The sequence below is a fragment of the candidate division KSB1 bacterium genome, from assembly GCA_034506395.1.
Taxonomy (GTDB): Bacteria; Zhuqueibacterota; Zhuqueibacteria; order Thermofontimicrobiales; family Thermofontimicrobiaceae; genus Thermofontimicrobium.
On sequence record JAPDPQ010000001.1, the window covers coordinates 360,516 to 383,064 of the forward strand.

The following is a 22,549-nucleotide window of genomic DNA, read 5'->3' on the forward strand; positions in this document are numbered from 1 at the left end:
TTATCTTCCAATTTCAATTTCATGATTAATTATCAGTGATCAATCTGAGCCTACTGTTTATTTACTGATCACTGATTACTGCTCATTGATTACTGATTACTGATATTTAATGCTGCGGATGCAGCGCCATTCCGATAAAAACCCCTGATAGAATGGTGAAGATATATGCTTGGATCAAAGCGATCAAAATTTCCAGCAAGCTTACAAATAAGATCCCAAAGATCGGGAACGGAGATATGAGTAGATTCTTGAACAAAAAAATTAATCCCAATAGCGTGAAAATCACCAAATGGCCAGCTAGCATATTGGCGAAGAGTCGCATCGCCAGAGCGAAGTGTTTGGTGATCATCCCCATGATTTCAACAATAAAAATCACGGGCACGACAAACCCCGGCAATCCCGGAGGAACGAAGCTCTTAATGTATCCCCCAAAGCCATGTTTTCGAATACTTGAAATTTGAACCAAGAATAAGGTGAGGAGCGCCATGGCGGCAGTCACCGAGATGTTGCCAGTAGCTGTGGCACCCATGGGCACTAAGCCCAGGAGATTCAGCGTGAGCACAAAGAAGAAAGCCGTCAACAGATAAGGACCGTACTTGTAGCCGTCCTCTCCTAAGTAGGGGTCGATAACAGCATCCTTAAGAAATACAATGATCCATTCAATGAAATTCACTGGCCCTTTCGGTGCCAATGCGCGGCTTCGGACAATTAGCGGCAACAAAATAGCTAATATCGCCGCTGCGATCCAGATCATCACCACGTGTTTTGTGATGGAAAGGTCAATGCCCCATAGGTTGATCCGATAGATCACATGATCTTGAACATGGTGCATGATGAATTCATTGATGCCACCCCCATGATCGGCCGGCTCGGCATGTTCCTGAACTCTATCAAAAAAATAGCTTATTAGACCTCCTTGAAAACCTCCAGCCATTTCTTCCCTTTTGATAGCCTTATATGAATGAATCGAATTTCAAATACTTGGTAAAGTATATAAAAGGCAAAAAAACAGAGCACGAAAGCTAACAGATTGATGGTAGTAAACCGCATTATCAGATAAATCACAACCCCAATTAACACAAAACGCAAGAACATTCCTCCCAAAACCACACCCATAAAGGCCTTCAGTGATCGATGAAACGACCAATTGATCGAAATAATGCCGAGAAGGAAAATCCCCAGGCTGATCAACCAACCGAATATCGCTTCTCTTGTCCAATTGGGATCGAAGAAGAAATAAATCCCAAGCAAAATGAGAAGTAATAAAACAATGCTTCCTGAAATTAGTTCCAGCAAAAATTTTTTAATGTTGAAAATCATCGCAATAGTTCAGCCTATTGATATCAGCGAAATTTTGGCATTTCACAAAAGCAAGTGGTTGTGGAATGCCGACATTATCGATGTGAAAGGCTCGGTTCATTTTCCTGGTATTACTAGTGAATTGCAACATAAGGTAAAAACTGACAAGATTCCCAAATTTTGGGATTAAATAAAATAAAACTCATAATCCGAGGTTGTAGCCCCTTTGGCCCGGAATGCATGAAAGACCAGCACTCGGCTACTGTAATTGGTGACCCACTTCATTAATTCATGTTTCATGGTCCGAAATTTTTGGCTGTTCAGGGCAGTCAATAATTGTTCAGCGTGATCACAACGGCCTTCGAAGAACATATTGGGTGATTCCCCGATCAACACCTTCCATTCTCCAGCCACGTGGATACCGATCGCTTCCATGGCGGGGTAGAAATCATTCTTGATAAATTGATCGTATTGATGTTCTTTTCCAGGTATCACATCCCAATATTGACTGAACTTTACAGTCCCTTTTTCAGTGACGCGTGGCAAGTGCTGAAACCGGCCAGTGGGAACCATTACCTTGCTCTTGTAATCCGTGACAAAATGCAATAACTGGGTGGCAGTTCGAGCATACTCATCGCTCTTTAATGCGTTTTCGATTTGATCCAGATTTTCAGCGATGCCCTCGGAAATGATCTGGGGACTCCCACCAATTAAGACGCACCAGATGGCTACAACATTAATGCCCAGCCGATTGAGCGTTGGTATCCGCGATCGCTTCATAAAATCGACATACTCATTCGCGCTGGTAGGAACAATATTCCAATACTCATTAAATTTTACCGCCATGATACGCCCTCCCTTCTGGTTAGACCGTCTTTTGTTGACCCAAAATATAAATTTTTTTATAAGAAAGCAAGAACTTTTTTTATCGTTCCTCAATTCATCTTCTGAAAATATGAAAATCCCTTGCGAAAGTTCAATCCCTTCGCAAGGGATGTTATTTGATAAAATCCGCAGAAAAAATGTTAGGATTTTCAGCGCATCAAAACCATCTTTTTCGTCTGCCTAAATGTTCCAGCTTCAATGGTATAAAAATAAATCCCTGAAGCCACTGCTCGGCCATTCATGTCCGTCCCATCCCATGTTACGCGATAGACGCCCGGAGCTTGATTCGCCTCGACAAGCACCTTGATCAACCGTCCCAGCGCATCGTAAATTTTCAGTGTCACGAAATATTTTTCCTGTCCTCCCGGGAGTCGGTAACTGATCGTGGTGGTCGGATTGAACGGATTCGGGTAATTCTGATCCAGGACAAAATCCTTCGGTTGCAAGACGAACTGGTTCTCATTCACTTTAGTTGGGTCAGCATAAAACGCTGTGTAAGGCGTTAGAACGCCGAACCGAATACTCAAATCGATGATCTGATTGACCAATTCCTTAACTTCTCCATAGATTTCAATTTGCTCCAGCAGATATTGAATCTTCGCCTGGGCCCAGAGCCGTGGCACCGCCCGATGTCCACCCGCTGAATCCAAAAACGCGATGGTCTGTTTCAATAGAATTGTATCTTGAAAAGCTTTGGCTTTGAGCTTTACCTCGAAAATGCCGCTATTCGAGTACAATCCCAATAACAAGGCCTGGCTGCCCCAGAACAAATCGGGGATCAGCTTGGGATAGCGATCCCATTCCTTCAGGTCACCGAAATCGATTTTGATGTCTGATAGTACAGGTTGAGAAATTCGTTTGAAATGATTAATAACGATTAAAGCGATGCTATCATCTTTCGTGATGAAAGTGGGATAGCCACGGTTGTTTCGCGCCAATTGAATGAGCAAAGGCTTACTGATTTCATCGCCAATCCCAAAAGTAAAAATCCTCACATCTTTTTTGTTTCTCGCTTTCGTAGAATCGAGCAGCACATCAATGCGTGTTTCTCCTCTGGTCGGAAGCCCATCCGTCAAAAAGATCAAGTTATTGGATGTCTGACTTCCAAATGACTGCGTGAGCGAAGCCTTTAATGCCTCGTCGATATTGGTCATGCCTAGCGCGTACATTTGAAACACAAAAGCATGGGCCGCATAGATGTTATCGAATGTCGCTGGCACCAAGTCGGGTTGGAACTTGGTGACATACGTTCCAAAAGTGATAATATTGAATCGATCATCCGGCGATAGCTGGTCCAAAAAATAGTTCAAAGCATCCTTCACCTGCTGGATTCTATTGCCAATTTCCATGCTGCCCGACACATCAGCCGTAAACACGATATCTTTGGAGATTGGTTTCCAATTCGCCAATGAATCTGGTGGTGTGATCCACAGCGCGTAAAAACTATCTTTGCCGAACGAGTCGGCTGGCACTGGGGTATAGGTGAGCATATGAAAATCTACATCGCTTCGAACTGTTTCAAACTCCACTTCGAAATCGCGATCGGGATAAAAGTTTTCATCACCGAACTCCAGCCTATAATGATAGTCGGAAATTTTGATCAGTTGCGTTGCTGTGGAAATTTGGTGGCTGGGGGATCTGAAATATTTGAACGGCTGAGGCGACTGCGCATCGATGGTCAGCATCACGGTCTCCAGTGGTTTGGGTGACAGCCCGAGCGTATTCAGCAAATATTTGTAGTGCACTCGGCCGAAGTCATAGCCCAGCAGTTCCACATAAGTGATCTCAAAGCGCACCTCGCTATAGGGATTGATGGGTGCGATGCTAAGCCGAAACAGGTTATTTCCAAGATATTCCAGCAACGCTGGATCAAGGTACTGCCGGAGCTTGTTATTATAGTCCCTCACCGCTTCCTGGCGCTCCCGAATCTCCGCTTTGTACTGTTTCCCATTGAACCAATAATAAAGTTCGGTAATCATGGCGCCTTCGGGCAACGGGAAAACAAAGATTGATTCCACCAGCATCCCAGTCTCATTGAAAAAGCGTTGATCTGTGTGGGTGACAGCGATTTGCCCCAGGATTTCCGTCCTCGTTCCCACCGACTTGATGGCCATCTTATTATATTCGACATTCCAGCCGACGCGCCGGCAGAACAGCACCCCCACGGCTGAGGCTGGCTCAGGCGAGAATGACTGCAACGTGCAAATTACAGTCATCATGAGTAACAATAATTTTTTCATGGCATCCTCCATAATTTTGTTATGTTTTTAGACTTCTGCAAAATCGGGATTTTGGTGTCATTTCAAGCGGAACGAAGTGGAGTGAGAAATCTGTAGATCTCATAAGATCAATTCGTTTTCCAGATTTCTCGCTTCGCTCGAAACGACATTTTTTCCTATTTTGCAGAACTCTATTGTTATGCTTTTTTAGCGAAGCACTATTAATTTATTCGTCTTGATAAAATTTTTAGTTTTCAATTGATAGAGATAGACGCCACTGGATACGGACTGATTGAAATCATCCGTTCCATCCCAGATGATGGAATAGGAACCTAATTGTTGGAATTGATCGACCAGAGTCCGAATGCGCTGACCCAGGAAGTTGTAAATTTCCAGTTTGACGTCTGTGGCTGCTGGCAGTTGATATTTGATTGTTGTGCTGGAATTAAACGGATTGGGATAGTTCTGAAATAATTCAAAACCACTGGGAAGATATTGCTCACCAGTCTCCATAGAAGTCGCACCGTGCTTAATAAAAAATCCCCAATCCTGCTGTTTACTCCACAAACTATCGCCAGCCAGGTTTTTGGCTAATACTTTCCAGAAATAAGTTTTGCCAGCGGCGAAGGAATCGATGGTGTAGGTGGTGTCCTGAATGTTTTTGATTATTTTTGGATTTGGAAAATTGGAGTCAGTATCGATGTATAAATCAAACGTCAGTTCCCAGGGATAGCATTCTCTGATGCTGCTTGGTTGTTGCCAGCGAAAGGTTGGCTTGTTAGTCCCCAGAGTTGCATCAAAGAGGGGTTCAATCAATGAATAATGTCTCAGAAGATGAATAATTGGTTTAGCAAGATAATATTTTCCAAAAATTCCATAATATTGCCCATCTCTTCCCCAATCTTCCCAACATACCACAATGCCACCATCATTTAGCACGGTAGCATATGATTTAGCCTGCCAACTATCATGATGGCCAATTATCTGAAATTCATTCATATATTTATTTCCAGATGAATCGAAAAATTGACCAAAAATACCTTGCATAAAGCCATTTTGCTTCCTACTCGCCCAGCATATTAAAAATTTATTAGCTGATAAGGAAACAACGCAGGGATATCTTTGTTCGTCGTTTGTATATGTATTAACTTGAAACTCATTTCCAATTTTATTGCCAATTGAATCGAGTATTTGTCCAAATATGCCAAAGCCAGATCCATCCTGGTAGGTGCTTTGCCAACAAACTATAGATTTGTTACCATTTAAAGATGCCACCGAAGGAAAACATTGGTACCCATAGTATAGGTATTAATCTGAAATACTTCCCCTTTTTTATTACCAAAATCGTCAAAGATTTGTCCAAAAATATTCGAATAATAGATAGATATTGGATCATTTGTCCAGCATATCATAAAACCGCTATCGTCAAGACTATGAATAATTGGATATTCGCCCTCTGTATAATTATTAAAGTCCACGGGCATCCAAACCTCGTCCCCTTTCTTAACTCCCAATGAGTCATATATTTGGTAGTACACGCGATCTCTTGCCCACATTCTCCAACAAACCACAAATCCACCATCATGTAAAGCCGTTATAGATGGAAAATCTTGCCAGTCATCAATATAGGTATTAATTGGAAATTCTCCGCCTAATTTATTCCCAGCTCCATCAAATATTTGACCAATAATATCATAAAAAGAACCGGTTTGAAAAAGACTTTGCCAGCATACCACAATCTTTCCATTTTTTAAAACTGTTAGCGAAGAATTGTATTGGGATCGATTCGTAAAACTGTTGACTCGAAATTCTTCGCCTTTTTTGATTCCGTTACGATCAAATAATTGTCCATAAATTCCCCACTCAGATCCATCTTGTTCATTACTCTGCCACACTACCATAAAACCGCCATCCTGAAGCGGCGCTACAACTGGATTTTTCTGATCATTATTTGTATAAGTATTGACCTGAAACTCCTGGTTATAAAAAATTTGCTGGCTAGATAAATTGGCCAAAAGAAATAAAGTTAAAATAATACTTATAACTGCGGCTTTTATCTTGTAGCTCCAATGTAATTGAAATTGGAAATTCAAACCTGCGGGAAGCTGGCAGCCTCCCGCAGATGAGCAATTTACTTCACCAGACTAATCCGAATCGTGCTGACTTCTTTTCCAACGACCAACTGGCAAATATAAATCCCAGACGGCAATTCATTCCCCCAATTATCCCGTCCCTCAAATTTGATGGTGTACATCCCCGGTCCCAGATGGCTGAGATCGATCACTGCCACCAATTGGCCGAGCAGGTTGTAGATGCGCAGGAACTTGTATTTTGTCCCGAGTGCGTCTTTATCCAGATAAATCGTTATCATTGTTGAGCTATTAAATGGGTTGGGATAGTTTCCGATCAGGTATGATCTTGGCAATGAGATGTTGTCCCTTTCGGCGATGATCTCGGTTTTGGCCGTGGTTTCATAATCCGCAATATAAGCCGTATATTTGCAGCGGATATTGTATTTCAGGCTCAGCTCGATGTCCAGATTTTTCAGCGAATCGCTCTCTCCGAAAACAGCAATTTGCCGTTCGATCTCGTCGATCATCTCCTTTGCCCAGAGGCTTTCGGCAAATTTATTTTGATTCGTCGCAGCAGCAAAATCCAGGAAAAAATCATAAGCCTGCAAGCCCTGGGTAGAAAAGCCAGCGATCGAGAACGCCGACCGTCCCGGATTTTTGTACCGACCAGTAATATAAAATCGATTGCCCTGATAAACCGATGTATATTTCTGGGGCAGTATCTGGTAAGCCTCACATCGGCCGAACTCGAAATTGGTATTTATGAGCACTGGCTTGCTGATCTGCTGAAAGACCCGATGGATGCCAGCGATCAGGTTGTCGGTCGCAGCGAAATAAGTGACGAAGCCATAATTTCGGAGCGAGGTCATTTCTAATTTGGCCCGATCCAGTTCATCCCCAATGCCAATGCAGAAAATGCCAACCTGGTTCGTATTTCGGTTTTCGACATCGATGGGATCGATGGCCGAAAAGCCATCGGTAAACAAGAGAATCGAATTGCACATATTTTTATCAGGAAACATGGGCAGGGCCTTCTGCAACGCGGCCGCCAGATTTGAACCCCAGCTAATCGTCTGGATCGTCGCCAGAAAGTTTTTCGCATCTTGAAGATTGGCCGCGTTGGCTGGCATAAGCTGGTTTTGCCAAGTAACTACATTGTAATCGAACGTCACAATGTTGAAGTAATCCTGAGGCTTCAGCTTTTCCAGGCATTGGGCAATAGCCGCTTTGCTCTGATCCAGCTTATAGCCGAACATGCTCGACGATTTGTCCAGCACAAACACAATCCGCTGGTTCAAAATTTTCGTAGAATCGATTGTCTCATCGGGATTGATCACCAGAACGAAGTGACCATCCATCGTGTCGTTCGCGACCGAAAAGAAATCCACACTGAGCTTATCGTTGGGGATGGTATAGCGGAATTCCAGGTTTTTGTTCAGATAGGTTTTGGATTGATTGAAATCAATAATGACATGATTTGGATCATTTCGGATGACTTTCCAACCAGGATGACTGACTAAGTCGTAGGATTGAATAGGACTATTGGCGCTCAAATCGATCTGCACCGATAGCAAATCCAGCGGGTATTTGACAAATTCCTGGGTATCCAGCGGGAATTGATAGACGATCTCGCCCTGGTAATAGGAGCAGAGGCTAATATAATAGAGCTCGACCTTCTGAATACCGCCGGGTGGGATATCTAATAACTTAACCTTGATGCCGTTGCGACCGATATATTTATTGACCAGCGCCGCGACACCCCCCTCGCCAGTGCCAGGGTTGACCGCTTGTTCTTTGACTTTTAATACCGCTTTATAGCAGATATCATTATGCCAATAGAAAAAGGCAGTAGCACGGGCATCAGGGGGCAACGGGAAAGAATAAACTGCATCGGTCTTTTTATGCCACTCATTCACAAATTCCTGATAGACCACTGTTTCTGCAATCTGACCGTGCAATCGGACATAAATTTTGGTCACTCGATTTTGTAATAGATTTTTGGGATAGTTGGGATCCGATGGGAGCATCATACCGTCGGCCCAAAGCATCGTCGCCCAAAGCAAAATGGATATCGTCATCATAGCTATACGTTTCATCTTCTTCCTCCTTGTTTCACTTCAAATAAAGGATTTTGGCAAATTCATGACCAGTGATCTTTCCACTCTGGTCTGTGATGGTGAGCCGAACCAGATAGGTCCCTACTCCTACCGGCTGATCAAATTCGTCCCGCGCATCCCAAGTGATCGCCCCAATCTTGACAGCAGGCGATTGCAACTGAAATTGCTTAACCCGTTGTCCCAGAATGTTAAAAATCTCCACTTTGCCCTCGCTGTTTTCGGGTAGATTGGCTCTGATTTGTACAATGGGATTGAAAGGATTCGGGTAGCAAGAAAGTGACTTGGCCATTTGGTTTCCAGCGCTGCCATGCTGATAATGAGCAATGGCTGTTCCTCCAAGTCCAGCATAGTGAATTTTGGCAATGATCTCATTCGTGCCGATGGTCGCCCCGGGTGATTTATACGAAATCATAAATCGAGTGAACGATCCCATACGACTGATGTCCAGCAAAATATCTCGGAAGTTGCCGTGGATATCATAAAAATTTCCGCCCGTCGGCTCGATGATAGGATTGCACCACTTAGTTTTCAAAGATGGCTCCGAAATCGAATGAACCGTTACATCATACAACAGCAGTCGATTCACGACATCCTGAACCGAGAGGTTGATTTCAGGATAAACAGGATAGTCTTCATCTGTTATCCAAATAAAAGTTCGTTTGCTCATTTGCCGAAATGAAAGCTCGGTGGCGCGATACAGCGCTCCCAGAGAATTCTCTCTTCCCCCCCAAAGTGAGATCTGATTCAACCAACTTTTGAATAATTGGACATCATTGGTAAAATCAAAAACATCATCAACCGTTGTGCTGAAGGTGACGAGTCCCAATCGAAAATCTATCCCTCTGGCTAATAAGCTGTCACAAAATTCATTGATATTTCTGTTTACGGCTTGAATATCATCGCCCATGCTGCCGCTGCAATCCAGCACGAACACGATGTCTGCCATTGTCACACCGCCAGTAGTATCTTTGCCCATTGTAAATTGGCGGATGCGATTATTATTCTCATAGAGAAAAATATTTTCAGCAATCAAGTTAAACAACCGCTGGCCAGTAGCTTTCACCTCAGCCTCGAGCGTAAATCTGATCTCTGGATAGGCACTGGTGATCACCGTATCGATGGTACAAACCAATCCCGTGTCGGATAACGGAACGGCTGGGATAAAGACCTGGCGTAGCATGGTATCCAAGATCTGGCCATCATGTTTCAGCGTAACGGTCAGATCAACAATTTCATCCTCGTAGATCTCTTTGGACTGCATCTTAACTCGCTGATAAACGATTTCATTGGCGGGCACAGCAAACTGATAAGTGCCGGTATTAGCGAACAAAGCGGTTGGAAATTGAAATTCAAGCTGAGCATTGGGTTTTGTTACACCAGCTAAATTCGCGATTTCGAGGAAGGAATCAAAATTGCGGGGGAAAAGCAGGTTGTTCTCCAATGAGAGGAAACCGGGCAAATCCCAGCGCATGAATAACGGGGTGTTGAAATTCGGCTGCTGCAGATCGACGATAAGGCTTCGCGAGAAGCTTCCACCGGCCGGAATGGTTTGCTCAGCCCAGATGATCTTCAAGGCCAGATCATAAATTTTTCTCAGCTCCGAAGCAGAAAAATTCGGCGTTTGGTTTTCATAAAGATCCCTCCAATTGGCCAGAACCAATTTATCTGGAGCGGACGAAAAATTGAGAATCACTCGCATCCCGGCAACTGATCCATTGCGCTCATTGATCATCAATTGATTTGGAATGGCGCCATCACTCATCAGCGTATCGCGCAGCACAAGCTGATTGCCCAGTTCAACCCAACCATCTCCTTTTTTGCCCAAAGCTGGATCGAGCACCAGCCCCATCCCGAACGAATGCGCTCTGGTATCGAGATTTTTAAAGGCTGAACGAATGGCGATCGCTTTGCCAGTCACATCTGGCAGCAAACTGAAAATGAATTGATAGATACCTTCCCAAACGTAGTTGATCACCAAGCTATCGCCCTGGAGCTTGGGCGATGCATCATAGATATCCAGAAACGACTCCAGCTTGCCCCAATTTCCATCGATCGCGATAATCGGATAGGATGTGAGGGCGTAAGGATGTCCGAAACTGATACCGCAATGATCATCGAGCGGAGATTGTGATAAGCCTTGATTGGTGCCAATGGTGAAATAGCCTCCCTGAATCAGGGTGACTTCGCTCACTGTTTTTTTGAGTTCCACGCCTTCATAACCAAGATTGCCTGTTTTGTTGAGGGCCATGGACTGCATTTCGGAGGGCAGATCGAATCTCGATTTATCCCAGCTCCAGGCAGTGGAACTGAGCCAGCAGATGATTAGCGGTAACAACCATTTTTTTAACATGACGCCTCCTTTGGTTGGTGAATGAGGTCGTGAATTACACTATGGTAATAGCAAAACCAAGACCAAAATTTTGGTCGTGCAATATCTGTTTTTTAGTGGTCGATAATATCCATTTATTGAATTAGTTCGCTAAGGGATAAAAAAAGTCATCTTAAATAAATGCCGCATTGGTAGATGTGCATCTTTTTCACAGCATCAAAAAATTTGCACAATCAGTAAAAACGCTCATCGATGGCATAAGAAGAAAAATCTAGTTATTTGGAGATGGAATGGTCGGGCAATTTCGAAAATGAATATGCGAGAAAAGTTAAAAGCGAGGAACCAGTGGAATCCGAATCTAGATAAATCATAAAATCACTTCTGAGGTCGAAGGTCACATTGCGGAGTTCATTGCAACAAATTCTTTCTCGATGCCAAGGATAGAATTCGCACCGTAAGCTAATTCTTTCTTGAACGAAAACTCACGTCTCTGTCATTTCGACCGCAGGGAGAAATCTGCAAATGATAAAACCTCAAAGTGGCCAGATTCCTCATTCCGTTCGGAGTGACATCATCGCTGAAAATTCGAAATATTTCGCTCAAGGCCTGATTAATAACGAACTCGTATCCAAATGGCAGGATATTCCTGCATGATGAACGAAACACGGATTGGCTGTTGCTTCGGCTTGTTCAGCAGCGCGTCAAAAAATGAGTAAAACCAGACACCAGCGTAAACCAGTGCGGTGTTGTTGCGAAGTTTAAAAAATAGGTTGTACCGATCGTACTTTTCTTGGATTTTTGGTTCATCAATCGCGCTCAAATATTGGTCATGGGCATCTTGCTCAAGCACATGAAAAGTCGCAGTGGAAAGGATCAGTATAGCTGATGCGGTGATGAGGATATAACCTTTGGTTCGATCGTTTTTGTACAATTGGCCCCACCCAGGAAGTGCCATGGAACGAAGCGTAGCCAATGGTCGAGGATCTGGCTGGATCAAATAACGATAATAGGCTGGTCGTTCGGTTTCTGCGGTTATTTGTTTGGAATTATACTTCGCCTTCAGTTCCTCAAAAAACTGAATGATCTTGGGTGACACGTATACGGAATCAAGGTTTGCGGTCCGATCGATTGAGAGCGCTTGCTCGAATTGTGCATTTGCGTCATTGATCCGGCCATCATGATAAGCAATTACGCCAAGGATCTTGTGAGCCTCAAGCAAGTCCATCGGCGAGTATTTTCTAAAATCGGAAATGATCTGGGTTCCGATTTTTTGTGCTGTGCCGTAATCCAATTGTTGAAAGGCCAGGATCATTTGCTGGACCAGCGATGGCTGAACCTGGGCATTGAGCGAAACGAGCTTCACAGCCAGAAATAGAAAAGTGATGGAAAATTTGATTATTTTATTATACATTTTTGGGGTCGAATACAAGTATCATTGAAATTTTCTCAAGACGGCGCACCTTCGCCAGCCCTTGCGAATGTTGCTATTTGATATAGGATAATTTAAGAATTGGGCCAAGTTGCCGATCGGAGCGCAATTGAGCAAGGTAAATTCCAGATTCCACGTTTCTGCCTTGGTCGTCGCGGCCATCCCACACAACGTGATGAATTCCTGGGAAAACGTTATTGAGCCAGAAGGTCCGCACTCGCTCGCCCAATAAATTGAAAATGACCAATTGCAAAGGCTCATTCGTTTCGGTTAACACAAAATCAATGGTGGTTGCAGAGTTGAATGGGTTAGGATAGTTTCGAAGCAACTGATGGCTCGAGGGCACTTGGGCAATATCGGGCTCTATTACACTCGAAATGCTGGTATCCACCTTTGTGGGAATATCAGATAAGACCTCCGCAGCACTACTGACCTTCAAGCCAAGATCGATGCCCCCAAATAGATAAATGCTATTTTTATAACTCACGGCACTCAGTCCTGCTCGGGGCTGTTTCATAAATACGTTGAGCATATACCATTTGTCAGAATTCGTGGCGTAATATTCGATGGTATCGGTGATCGCATCGAAATCCCCCCAGCGAATGCCACCCAATACATAAATCAGTTTTTCGACCGCTACCGCAGCAAAATAAAATCTGGGGATAGTAAATGGATGAAGAGATTCAGGACCCGTTTCACTACCGAAACGTTCTACCAAATTATATTGGCCATCAATGAACCGACCACCCAATATGTAAACGAAACTATCAACCACAACCGATTGCATTAGAGCGCGCGGCTTTTGCAATCGCCAGGTCGATGATTCTTGCCAACTTTTTGACTTCTCATCCCAATACTCGATGATATCCGTAGGCGTGGGGAAAAACCCTTTGCTTCTGATCCCACCAATAACATACAATAGGCTATCGAACACCAACGCATTTGCTCCCTCTCGCGGGAATGGCAACGGCGTCCATTCCTTCCATTTTTTATCTTCTGAGTCATAGTATTCGACTGAACTGAGCATCTGCCGCTCGTTTTGCCCCCCAATCACGAATATTTTATCCTGATATACTGTCGCGGCAGCATTATAGCGTGCGTGGTGCAGCTTTGATACTTCAGATTCCCATTGACCAGTCTTCAAATTGTAGCAATCGACTTCGCTGATCGAATTCGCAAATTGATTTTTGCCACCAATTAACCAGATTCGCTCTTGGAACAGCACTGCACAATGACCGAACCTGGCTCGCGGCATATCGGGCAAGGATCGCCAAGTTGGCTGTTGGGAAAAGATCGGCTGAGCAATTAATAAAATCAGGCCAATAATCTGCAACGCTCTCATTCTCATAATGACGCTCTATCCCTGTGGTGTCGCTTCGTTTATGTTATCGGATTCGACTTTTATTTTTTCGAATGGATAAATAAATCATCTCAATTGTTCTTCGCTTCCTTACTTCTTCTCAATCGTTCAGAGATGCTTCACAGTCAAATACCAATCTTTGAGTACATCTGATCGTGTTGGGGCATTAATTTCCCTTTCACATTGGCCATGGTATTGAGACCATATTATAAGCACAAAAAGCATACCATGTCTAAGGTGACCGCTGTAATTGGATCGTTTTTTTTAGCGTCTCACCAACCGCAATATAAAACGGCTCAGTGATACTTTTCAGCTTTGGATGGCGCACTATAAGCCTATGATTTCCAGGGGATAGGATAAGGGGGCGATTAAGCGGCGTCATATCGATTGAATCACCATCGATCCAGATTACCCCCCATGGGACGACGTCAATTTCAAAATAGCCAACCTCTTTCCAAAGGTTGATGTGAATATTTTGCGCACCCCCCTGTGGTTTGTTCACTATCTTTTTAATGATCGGAAATCCAGGAGAGCGAAATTCTAATTCTATTTGATCCTCTCGATTATCCACTCCGATCTGGACCGGGGTAATGCCCAATGAAATACCCTGGCGATAGACAAAGGAACGCGGATCCGTTGTAATAACGAATAATTCTGGCAGCGTTTCCTTTTCCAACGATGCTTTCAAAGAATCTGTGCTGTTTACCATTTTCGCAGATGTTGGATGTTCCTTTTCGGAGGCTCGATGCAATCCCTCGCCCTGATTCACCTGATGTTCAGAAACGATTACTCTATCTCCTTCTTTCGGTTTGATCAGCTCCCCATGTGGAGCAATGGTGCTGGTATCACTGATTGCTGGAGATAGGTTGAAATTTTTGATCAACTGCCGGCCGATGAATAATGATCCCGCTATGAAAATTAAAATGGCGATCGCCAGCACAGGTATCCGATATCTTCGGGGTTTCGGAGAAGGCGAGGCCATTGGTTTTTTAACAACGATTTCAATAGGCTGATACTGGTCTGGGCTTTCGAGATAATTAATAAGTCGATCTTGAGTAATATTGATATCTTTGTCTTTTTTCCACCGATCTAACGCTGAGATAAAATCTTTAATTGTACGGAATCTTTCTTCTGGCCGACGCGCCATTAATTTGGCGATCAATTCTGATAGTCCCTCTGGCACATCGGGCTTAACCTTTTGAATGGCTACTGGCTTTAAATTCACGATGCGATTTAAAATCGCGGTCATGTTATCGCCTGCAAAGGGATTTTGGCCCGTCAACATTTCATACCCCACCAAGCCGAGCGAATATAGATCGCTCCGAAAATCCACTGATTCGCCCAATACGATCTCGGGAGCTAAGTACGCAGGGGTCCCTTGAATCGACTCCTCGGCAATTTCGAGCGGGGCTGAAAAGCCCAGATCGCCTAATTTGACATCCCCTTCGTTGGAGATGAAAATATTATCTGGTTTGATATCGCGATGGATAATATTTTGATGATGGATCGCCATCAATCCTAGGGCTAATTGCTGTAAGATGTAAAGCGCGATATCCCATGGCAGTCCGTTATGCGAACGAATTAGCTCGGTCAAAGTCGTGCCCTCGATGAATTCCGTCACCAAGAACGGAACGCCATCATCGAAGCCGAAATCAAAAACCGTAATGACATGCGGCGAATTGATCTGCGCCAAAATCAATCCTTCCTGCCGGAAACGCTCGACCAATTCCTCATCGCTCAGTCGATCGGGGTTCAATTGTTTCACCAGTACCGGACGCTGGAGCTCAAGCTGGAATGCCTTGTAAACCCGCGTTATTGGGCCATGTTGAAGCTCAAAAAAGATCTGGTATTTACTGATCTTCTTCATGCTCCCACTCCTTAATCCGATAATGGAGCCAACGCCGAGAGACGCCAAGCTGCTCAGCAGTGCGAGAGATATTATTATCGTTCTCCGCCAAGGTTTTTTGCACAATTTGCCGCTCAAAATCTTTGAGCGACATTCTCTCTGGCAGCTTTATCTCTGGTTCGGGCAGTTGCAAATTCTCTGGCTGAATAAAGATATCTTTGGTCAATAGCAACGCCCGCTCTATCGTGTTTTCCAACTCCCTCACATTGCCGGGCCAATGATAACTCGTTAATCGTTTCATCGCCTCAGGTGAAATGCCCTGTACTTGCTTGCGAGTTTTCGCTGCATGTTTGGTCAAAAAATAATTTGCCAGCAACGGGATGTCGCCCTCTCGCTTGCGCAGCGGCGGCAATTCAATCTTGATAACATTCAATCGATAATAAAGATCCTCACGAAATAGCCCGGCCTGCACCAATTCCTCAAGGTTTTTATTCGTCGCAGCGATGATCCTCACGTTGACATATCGCACCTGATTCTCCCCCACCCGCTTAATCTCTCCCTCTTGAATCACTCGGAGCAATTCAGTTTGGATTTTCGGCGAAAGATCACCGATCTCATCCAGAAAAAAGGAACCGCCGTCAGCCGCTTCAAATAAACCTTTTTTGTCACTGGTGGCGCCAGTGAACGCTCCTTTTTTATGACCGAACAGCTCGCTCTCCAGCAAATTCTCTGGCAGAGCACCGCAGAATAGCGCTATAAACGGCTTATCTTTGCGAGGGCCATTGTAGTGGATCGCTCGGGCCACTAATTCTTTGCCAGTGCCGCTTTCTCCGGAAATCAAAACCGTCACATCCGAGTCGATCACGCTCTCCATCAGTTCAAACACCTGCTTCATTGCTGAGCTACGACCGATGATTTCCTTAAACGAATGGGATTGCTGGATCTGTTTTTTCAAAAGGCGGTTCTCCTCCCGCAGCGCTGCATACAATTGTGCATTTTCAATAGCGATGGCCGCTTGATGAGCGAAAGCAGTAATAAATGGCAAACTCTCAGGTTTAAATCCTGCCCGCCTCTGGATGCTATCCAGATAAATGGCACCAATGGGGCGCGTTTTTATCGTTAATGGAACCGCTGCAATCGACTGGATGCGCTGAATCTGAATACTCTGCGCGCCTTGAAAACGATCATCGGCGAGCGCATCAAAACATATGATTGGTTCCCCAGTCTCCATCACTTGCTGGAGCACGCTCTGTGATACCTGGCTCAAATCCGAGGCCTGAGCTTCAGAAAGGTTCTGGGCAATTCTCAATGCCAATTGCTGTCGTTCATCCAACATCAAAATGAAACCGCGCTCTGCTCCAATAACCTCCATAGCGATTCGCAAGATCGATTTTAGCAATGGATCTATTTCTTGCAGTGTATTGATCTCCTGGCTGATCCGCGACAACGCTTCCAGCGGCTGCGTCAGATTTTCACGCATCGTCGTCATCCATCTATCCTCCTACCTGAAACGTCGCCGGTTTGGAACGACTCCAATTGCCCCACTGATCTACAATAGAGACCACCCAGAGATATAGGCTGGACTGCAAAACCGTGGCAAGCCGCAATTCCGTCGTTTCAGACGATAATTTGGAGAAACTATACATCGCAGGATATAAAATCTGGCCCTCCCGGATTGCATAAATCTCCACTTTGAAAGTGAACGGAAAAGGCAACTGCACTGGACCCCACTTTAACGTGGGCTGAAATCCAACAGTGACTGAACCCTTTGGCGATACCACCACTGGTTCTTCATCTATCACTCGAAACAGATATTTCGGACCATACAAGCACTTTTGTCCGACTTTATCTGTGACCTCGATGTAAAACGGGTGGCCCACGAGCTCGGCGATGTTTTTGATCGGCAATTCTCGCTCGTCAATCTTCTGTTGAAAAACCCCAATCGCATTCGAAAAGCCAAGCGTATCTTTGAAATTGATCACTGGGATGATGACAGCCACAGACGCCACATCTGCAGGCCCATCTGGATCAGTAACGGTCGCTGTCAGATCGATCATTCGCACTGGCTCAAATGGATAGTGCTCATGCTGATATCCCGAATTTAAAACCAATGTGTCCAACCCAGGTAGGCCATCCAAATGCAATTGAACAGTCGCGATCCGATTGGGGTGAACTTCAACTTGCGCTGTATCGGAAGCGTAACCAGGATAATTGGAGATTACTCGATAATTGCCTGGCACGATGTTCGTAAAATGAAATTCGCCTTTCGAATTGGTGATGGTAGTACGGTCTCCTGGCATCAGGGCTACCAGGGCTGAGATCAGTGGCTGAAATGGAGCATAGTAGCTGTATACATAGCCCGCCACACTGCCAAAATTTTCATACTTCCCAGAGCGCGGGTCCAGCGGGTTATCTCGGTCGGCGTCCCTTGTACAACAAATTAGCATGAGTGACAGCAGCAGGATTCCCCGGGGTATGGATAGTGAATGCTTCGTCATAGCCATATAAGAGAAATGTTTCTAATCTCAGCATCCTGGTCTAATAACAGCTTACGACCATAAATATAGGATTAATTAAATAAAAGTCAAGAGAAATTAAGTTAATCAAATGCTCTCCGCAAGAAATTCCAGCAATAAATCGAATCGCATTAAAAGGTTCTTTGAGTTTTAAAGATCATTTTTATTTTTTAAACCGGGCCAAATTATCTATCTCGCCTATCGAGCCTTTTCTGAATTGGAGAGAGATAAGAAATCAAGCCTCAATCTTGTATCTCTGGTTTTTTATTTTTTCCCCGAAGAATTCTTTTTGGAAAAAACCCTTTTTGGTTTCACAATTAGAATTCAGCACTGATTAAAATCATCCCGGTTCATGCTATATGTCTGATCAGTAATGTTTAAACACAGCGGAATATCGAGGCAATTTGAAACAATTTAATCATAGCTTCAATTTAAGATTTAGATTGTAGGGACGAAATGATGCACAAAACCTGCTTCTGAACATCTTGATCCTGATTCCACCGCTTCAATCGATGGATTTAGTCGCGGAGACAATGTTATGGAATTTTTTGATGTGATTAGAAAGAGAAAGAGCGTTCGTAAATACACCTACCAAGAAGTGGAGCCAGAAAAAATCGAACAAATTCTTCGTGCTGCGCAACTGGCACCCTCATGGCGCAATGGGCAATGCTGGAAGTTTATAGTGGTAATCGATCCTGACAAGAAACAGAGGCTGATCCGCTGCACCACGCTTTTCAACCAGAGCTGGATGGGCAGCGAATTTGCTATCATCGTGGCCTGCGGAGATCCGAAACATAGCGGGTCTCGCAATAACCAGCCCTATTACATGGTAGACGTGGCAATTGCCATGGAACATCTCATTCTGGCGGCAACCGATTTAGGATTGGGCACTTGCTGGATCGGTGGATTTGAAGAGACCAAGGTCAAAGAGCTATTAGCGATTCCCAGCGAAATTCGCGTTGTAGCGATGACGACCCTTGGCTATCCCGCCGAATCGGAAAGTACAATTGGTAAAATTACCAAGAGTTTCATTGGAAGTTCGCACCGAAAACCGTTATCTGAAATTTATTCAATAAACCGATGGGAGTGAATTATGGTGAAGCGAGATGAGCTAATTGGCTATATCAATGAATTGTTAAATATCAACGAGTTTCCTGACGACAGTATCAACGGACTCCAGGTAGAAGGCAAGACGGAGATCGAGCGAGTGATCTTGGGAGTTAGTGTGAGCGAACGGCTATTCCGGGCCGCAGTAGAGCGCGGAGCAGATCTGATTCTGGTTCATCATGGGCTATTTTGGCGCAAAGCGCCAGCTCCTTATCTTTTGACTGGGCTGTTTCGGACTCGCGTTGCATTATTGATCAAAAACGACATCAATCTCGCCGCATATCATTTGCCGCTGGATGCGCATGCTGAACTGGGAAACAATGCACAAATCTTAAAACGGCTCGCCATAGACCCGATCAAACCAATTGAAGTGGGTTATTTAGGCAGGCTGAGAAATCCTATTGCGATCGAAAAATGGGCAAAAATTATCAACAAACAGCTTGAAACCACAGCTCAGGTCTTCGCATTTGGCCCTAACAAGGTCCAGCGGGTCCTAGTCATCAGCGGTAGCAGTTCTCGATTTTATCATTTGGCCCTCGAACATGGTGCGGATACATTTCTCGGTGGGGATATGCGCGAAAACGTAGTCAGAGAAATTGAGGAAGTTGGATTGAACTTCATTCATGCGGGTCATTATAACACAGAAAAATTTGGCATTCAAGCCCTGGGTGAAAAATTGCAGCAGGAATTTGCCCTACGGTGCGAATTTATCGATATTCCAAATCCGGTCTGAGAAGCAGCCATATCACTCGATCTTCAATTAAATTTATAGAGGTTCAGCTTACAATTTTCCAATCATGCCGTCAAATCGTTTAATTAAAAAATGGTTTAAAGATGTTCAATGGATGCAGCGCAAGTTGGTTTGAACAAAAATTTTACTTGACTTTAAGCGAATATTTTGCTTAATTAAATATGAATCTTTCATCTTACCAGATAGGTGACATTCCATGAACGAAGTTCGTCTTCTATTGGCAGACAAAAATTTGTCCTATCTTGAAATCGCCCGAAAAATGCTGCGATTTCATGATGAGGCCTATAAGGTCGATGTAGCGTTAACTGGACAGGAATGCCTGGAGAAGTTGAACCAAAATCAATACGATCTCCTATTGTTAGATTATGACATCGATGATAAAAAAGGCCTTGAGGTTCTGTCACGCATCATTGACAAGAAAATTGATGTCCCAGTTGTCATGCTGGTAGATGAGGGGCGCGAGGAAATTGCTCATAAGGCCCTGGAAAAGGGTGCTTATGATTACATCATGAAAGTCCGTGGTTACCTGACGGCACTCCCATTTACCGTTGGAAAAGTTTTGGAGAAGAAACGTCAACGGATTATCACGCCAGTATTGGAAGAACAGCCAGTAGAAGAAGAATCTCTGCCCCAATACGCTGAGGCTGCCGACGCGCATCCATACGATGATACTGAGGGTCATCTAATAGAGACGGAAGGTTTGCCAGATTTAGAGGTAGAAGATCGTGAGGCCTATTTCATATTGGACAATAAGGGGCGATTCATCACGACCAATCCTAAATTGGAGGAAATGCTTAAATATTCGGAAGAGGAACTTTTGGAATTGAATCTTTCCGATTTGATTCCGGCTCAAAAGGAAAATGAGTACTACCGCTGGTTGACCAAAGTAGATCTGAGCTCCCAAGAACAGAGCTTTCGAACGGAGCTGGTGGGAAAGTACGGAGATCAACAATTAGCCGAGATCATTCTTTCGCCCATGCGCGATCGCGACAATGAAGTAATCAGCTATAAGGGCAAGATAAAAATCATCGTTCCAGATAATGGCTCGGCTCATCCTAGCCATGGGGAGTTTGATCAAGCGAAAATGATCAATGAGATGGTGCAATTGATCCATGATAGTTACAATCTTTCCTTTAATCATTTAATCGAGCGGATCACCCAACTGGTATGCCAGTTGTTTCAATTCAAACGAGCGACCCTGGCATTGTTAGATCGCCGTCGCAAGACATTTGTCAAGCAAATCATGATCGGCTATTCCAATGGCAAAACCGATAGCGAAAGGGTCTTAGAAGTGCCCCAGGAGGTGATCGATCAAATTTTTGTCAATCAATCCAAAATCAAAGTGATCTACCACGACCATGATTCGGGCAATAATAATGGGCTAAGCACAATGATTTCGGAGCGCCGTTCCCAGCCCCGTCGTGCCTCAAACCAATGGCATCCCCAAGACATGATCATCTTCAATCTGGTCGATCACCAAAATCGGACATTTGGCTATATATCGCTGGATGAACCCCTTTACCCAGTTGTGCCCCCTCACGAGTTTTTCTATAATATGGAATTATTTTCGAGTTTGACCTCCTTGGCGATAGAAAACTTTTATAATTTTGCCGCCCTTGAAAAACGCAATCGTCGGCTCAAGCAATTGCTATTAAGCAGCAATTTATTTCGTCTCCATCTCAGCATTTCGGAAATGATCCATGAAATCGTCTGGGCAATCAAATTTGCAATGAATTACAATCTGGTGCTGTTAGGTTTCATCAATCGTAATTCAAAACAGTTCCAAATCAAATCGGTCGCTTGCGATGATCGAATCAAGACCTTGCAATTAAAGGAGATTTCGATTCCTGTTTCTGAATTACAATCATTATTTAAAAATGATTATAGACGGGGAAAATCTTATTTGATCACTCGGTCTGAGCCAGCGCTGCGACGCATTAAAGCCCTCTACTATGATCGCAAAATCGATACAAATAGCCATCGGTATTGGAATTGGTACGTCATGCTGATTATTCCAATTTATGGTAGCAATGGAAAAATGATCGGCTATATCATGGTCGATGATCCGATGGATTGTATGCTTCCAGCAAGTGAAGATATTCATACTTTGGAAATTTTGGCTAATCAGGTCTCGGTCGCAATAGAAAATCGGCTCAGCTACGTCCGCTTACGCAATCAGATAACGGTTTCGAAGGACAAAGGCCCGAGAGACTCAGCGCCAAAAGAAAAAACAGAGGGGGGGATCAAAAAACTGGTCGATCGTTTCTTCAAATAACCTATCATTTCGCTATGCAACAAAGTCTTAAATTTTGCCTGTACGAATATGAAATTTTTCTTGATTCCTTCAGTTTGATTCTTTATATTCTATCACATTAGAAATGCGCCCGTAGCTCAATAGGATAGAGCAACGGACTTCTAATCCGTAGGTTGTGCGTTCGATTCGCACCGGGCGTACTATTGAACTGCCCGCTTCCGACTGAATTTAAAAATTTTGAAAATGCGATCAATTTGGATGGCAGTACCGAGAATGCAAGCACATTTTAGAATGCTATTCATCAAAATAAAAAATACTGCTACGTTCGCAAGATTGACAATTCATTATTTTTGAATAATCCATTT

Annotated in this window: 16 protein-coding genes and 1 tRNA gene; 5 read left to right on the forward strand and 12 right to left on the reverse strand. The window is 44.0% G+C overall.

Annotation, left to right across the window (positions count from 1 at the left end; all coding sequences use genetic code 11):
• Positions 1–106: 106 nt before the first annotated feature.
• Positions 107–934 (reverse strand): F0F1 ATP synthase subunit A, encoded by an 828-nt coding sequence (gene atpB, locus ONB37_01400; GenBank protein ID MDZ7398796.1) that lies wholly within the window; start codon positions 932–934, stop codon positions 107–109.
• 200 nt (positions 935–1,134) lie between these two features.
• On the opposite strand from atpB, the gene ONB37_01405 reads away from it, so the two are divergent.
• On the forward strand, positions 1,135–1,263 hold the full coding sequence (locus ONB37_01405) for a hypothetical protein (GenBank protein MDZ7398797.1): 129 nt from the start codon (positions 1,135–1,137) through the stop codon (positions 1,261–1,263).
• 222 nt (positions 1,264–1,485) lie between these two features.
• Here the strand turns inward: ONB37_01405 and ONB37_01410 are convergent, their stop codons facing one another.
• The 11 genes from ONB37_01410 to ONB37_01460 all read right to left on the reverse strand — a co-directional run bounded on the left by ONB37_01410 (position 1,486) and on the right by ONB37_01460 (position 18,003).
• Entirely contained in the window at positions 1,486–2,145 is a 660-nt protein-coding gene (locus ONB37_01410) for a hypothetical protein (protein MDZ7398798.1), read from the reverse strand.
• Between the two features lie 188 nt (positions 2,146–2,333).
• Positions 2,334–4,424, reverse strand: a complete 2,091-nt coding sequence (locus tag ONB37_01415) for a VIT domain-containing protein (protein ID MDZ7398799.1) — start codon at positions 4,422–4,424, stop codon at positions 2,334–2,336.
• Between the two features lie 186 nt (positions 4,425–4,610).
• On the reverse strand, positions 4,611–5,402 hold the full coding sequence (locus ONB37_01420; protein ID MDZ7398800.1) for a T9SS type A sorting domain-containing protein: 792 nt from the start codon (positions 5,400–5,402) through the stop codon (positions 4,611–4,613).
• A gap of 263 nt (positions 5,403–5,665) precedes the next feature.
• Positions 5,666–6,496: a hypothetical protein gene (locus tag ONB37_01425; protein ID MDZ7398801.1), complete on the reverse strand. Its 831-nt coding sequence runs from the start codon at positions 6,494–6,496 to the stop codon at positions 5,666–5,668.
• 38 nt (positions 6,497–6,534) lie between these two features.
• A complete protein-coding gene (locus ONB37_01430) occupies positions 6,535–8,571 on the reverse strand; it encodes a VWA domain-containing protein (GenBank protein MDZ7398802.1) in 2,037 nt (678 codons plus the stop codon).
• A 16-nt stretch (positions 8,572–8,587) separates the two neighbouring features.
• Positions 8,588–10,942, reverse strand: coding sequence for a VWA domain-containing protein (locus ONB37_01435; GenBank protein MDZ7398803.1), 2,355 nt, complete (start codon positions 10,940–10,942; stop codon positions 8,588–8,590).
• Positions 10,943–11,531: 589 nt separating this feature from the next.
• Positions 11,532–12,332 carry a hypothetical protein gene (locus ONB37_01440; GenBank protein MDZ7398804.1) on the reverse strand — a complete coding sequence of 267 codons (801 nt, stop codon included), beginning with the start codon at positions 12,330–12,332 and terminating at the stop codon, positions 11,532–11,534.
• A gap of 73 nt (positions 12,333–12,405) precedes the next feature.
• On the reverse strand, positions 12,406–13,698 hold the full coding sequence (locus ONB37_01445; protein MDZ7398805.1) for a T9SS type A sorting domain-containing protein: 1,293 nt from the start codon (positions 13,696–13,698) through the stop codon (positions 12,406–12,408).
• A gap of 244 nt (positions 13,699–13,942) precedes the next feature.
• Entirely contained in the window at positions 13,943–15,577 is a 1,635-nt protein-coding gene (locus tag ONB37_01450; protein MDZ7398806.1) for a serine/threonine protein kinase, read from the reverse strand.
• Positions 15,561–17,045, reverse strand: a complete 1,485-nt coding sequence (locus ONB37_01455) for a sigma 54-interacting transcriptional regulator (protein ID MDZ7398807.1) — start codon at positions 17,043–17,045, stop codon at positions 15,561–15,563. The genes ONB37_01450 and ONB37_01455 overlap by 17 nt, the downstream gene beginning before the upstream one ends.
• A 4-nt stretch (positions 17,046–17,049) precedes the next feature.
• Positions 17,050–18,003 carry a carboxypeptidase-like regulatory domain-containing protein gene (locus ONB37_01460; protein ID MDZ7398808.1) on the reverse strand — a complete coding sequence of 318 codons (954 nt, stop codon included), beginning with the start codon at positions 18,001–18,003 and terminating at the stop codon, positions 17,050–17,052.
• 607 nt (positions 18,004–18,610) lie between these two features.
• Here ONB37_01460 and ONB37_01465 point away from each other — a divergent pair.
• From ONB37_01465 to ONB37_01480, 4 genes are all read left to right on the forward strand, one after another.
• Positions 18,611–19,162, forward strand: a complete 552-nt coding sequence (locus tag ONB37_01465; GenBank protein MDZ7398809.1) for a nitroreductase family protein — start codon at positions 18,611–18,613, stop codon at positions 19,160–19,162.
• Positions 19,163–19,165: 3 nt separating this feature from the next.
• Complete coding sequence (locus ONB37_01470) at positions 19,166–19,912, forward strand: Nif3-like dinuclear metal center hexameric protein (protein MDZ7398810.1); 747 nt, start codon at positions 19,166–19,168, stop codon at positions 19,910–19,912.
• A 214-nt stretch (positions 19,913–20,126) separates the two neighbouring features.
• Positions 20,127–22,205 carry a response regulator gene (locus ONB37_01475; GenBank protein MDZ7398811.1) on the forward strand — a complete coding sequence of 693 codons (2,079 nt, stop codon included), beginning with the start codon at positions 20,127–20,129 and terminating at the stop codon, positions 22,203–22,205.
• Between the two features lie 105 nt (positions 22,206–22,310).
• Positions 22,311–22,384 (forward strand) — tRNA-Arg (locus tag ONB37_01480).
• The last annotated feature ends 165 nt before the right edge of the window (positions 22,385–22,549 follow it).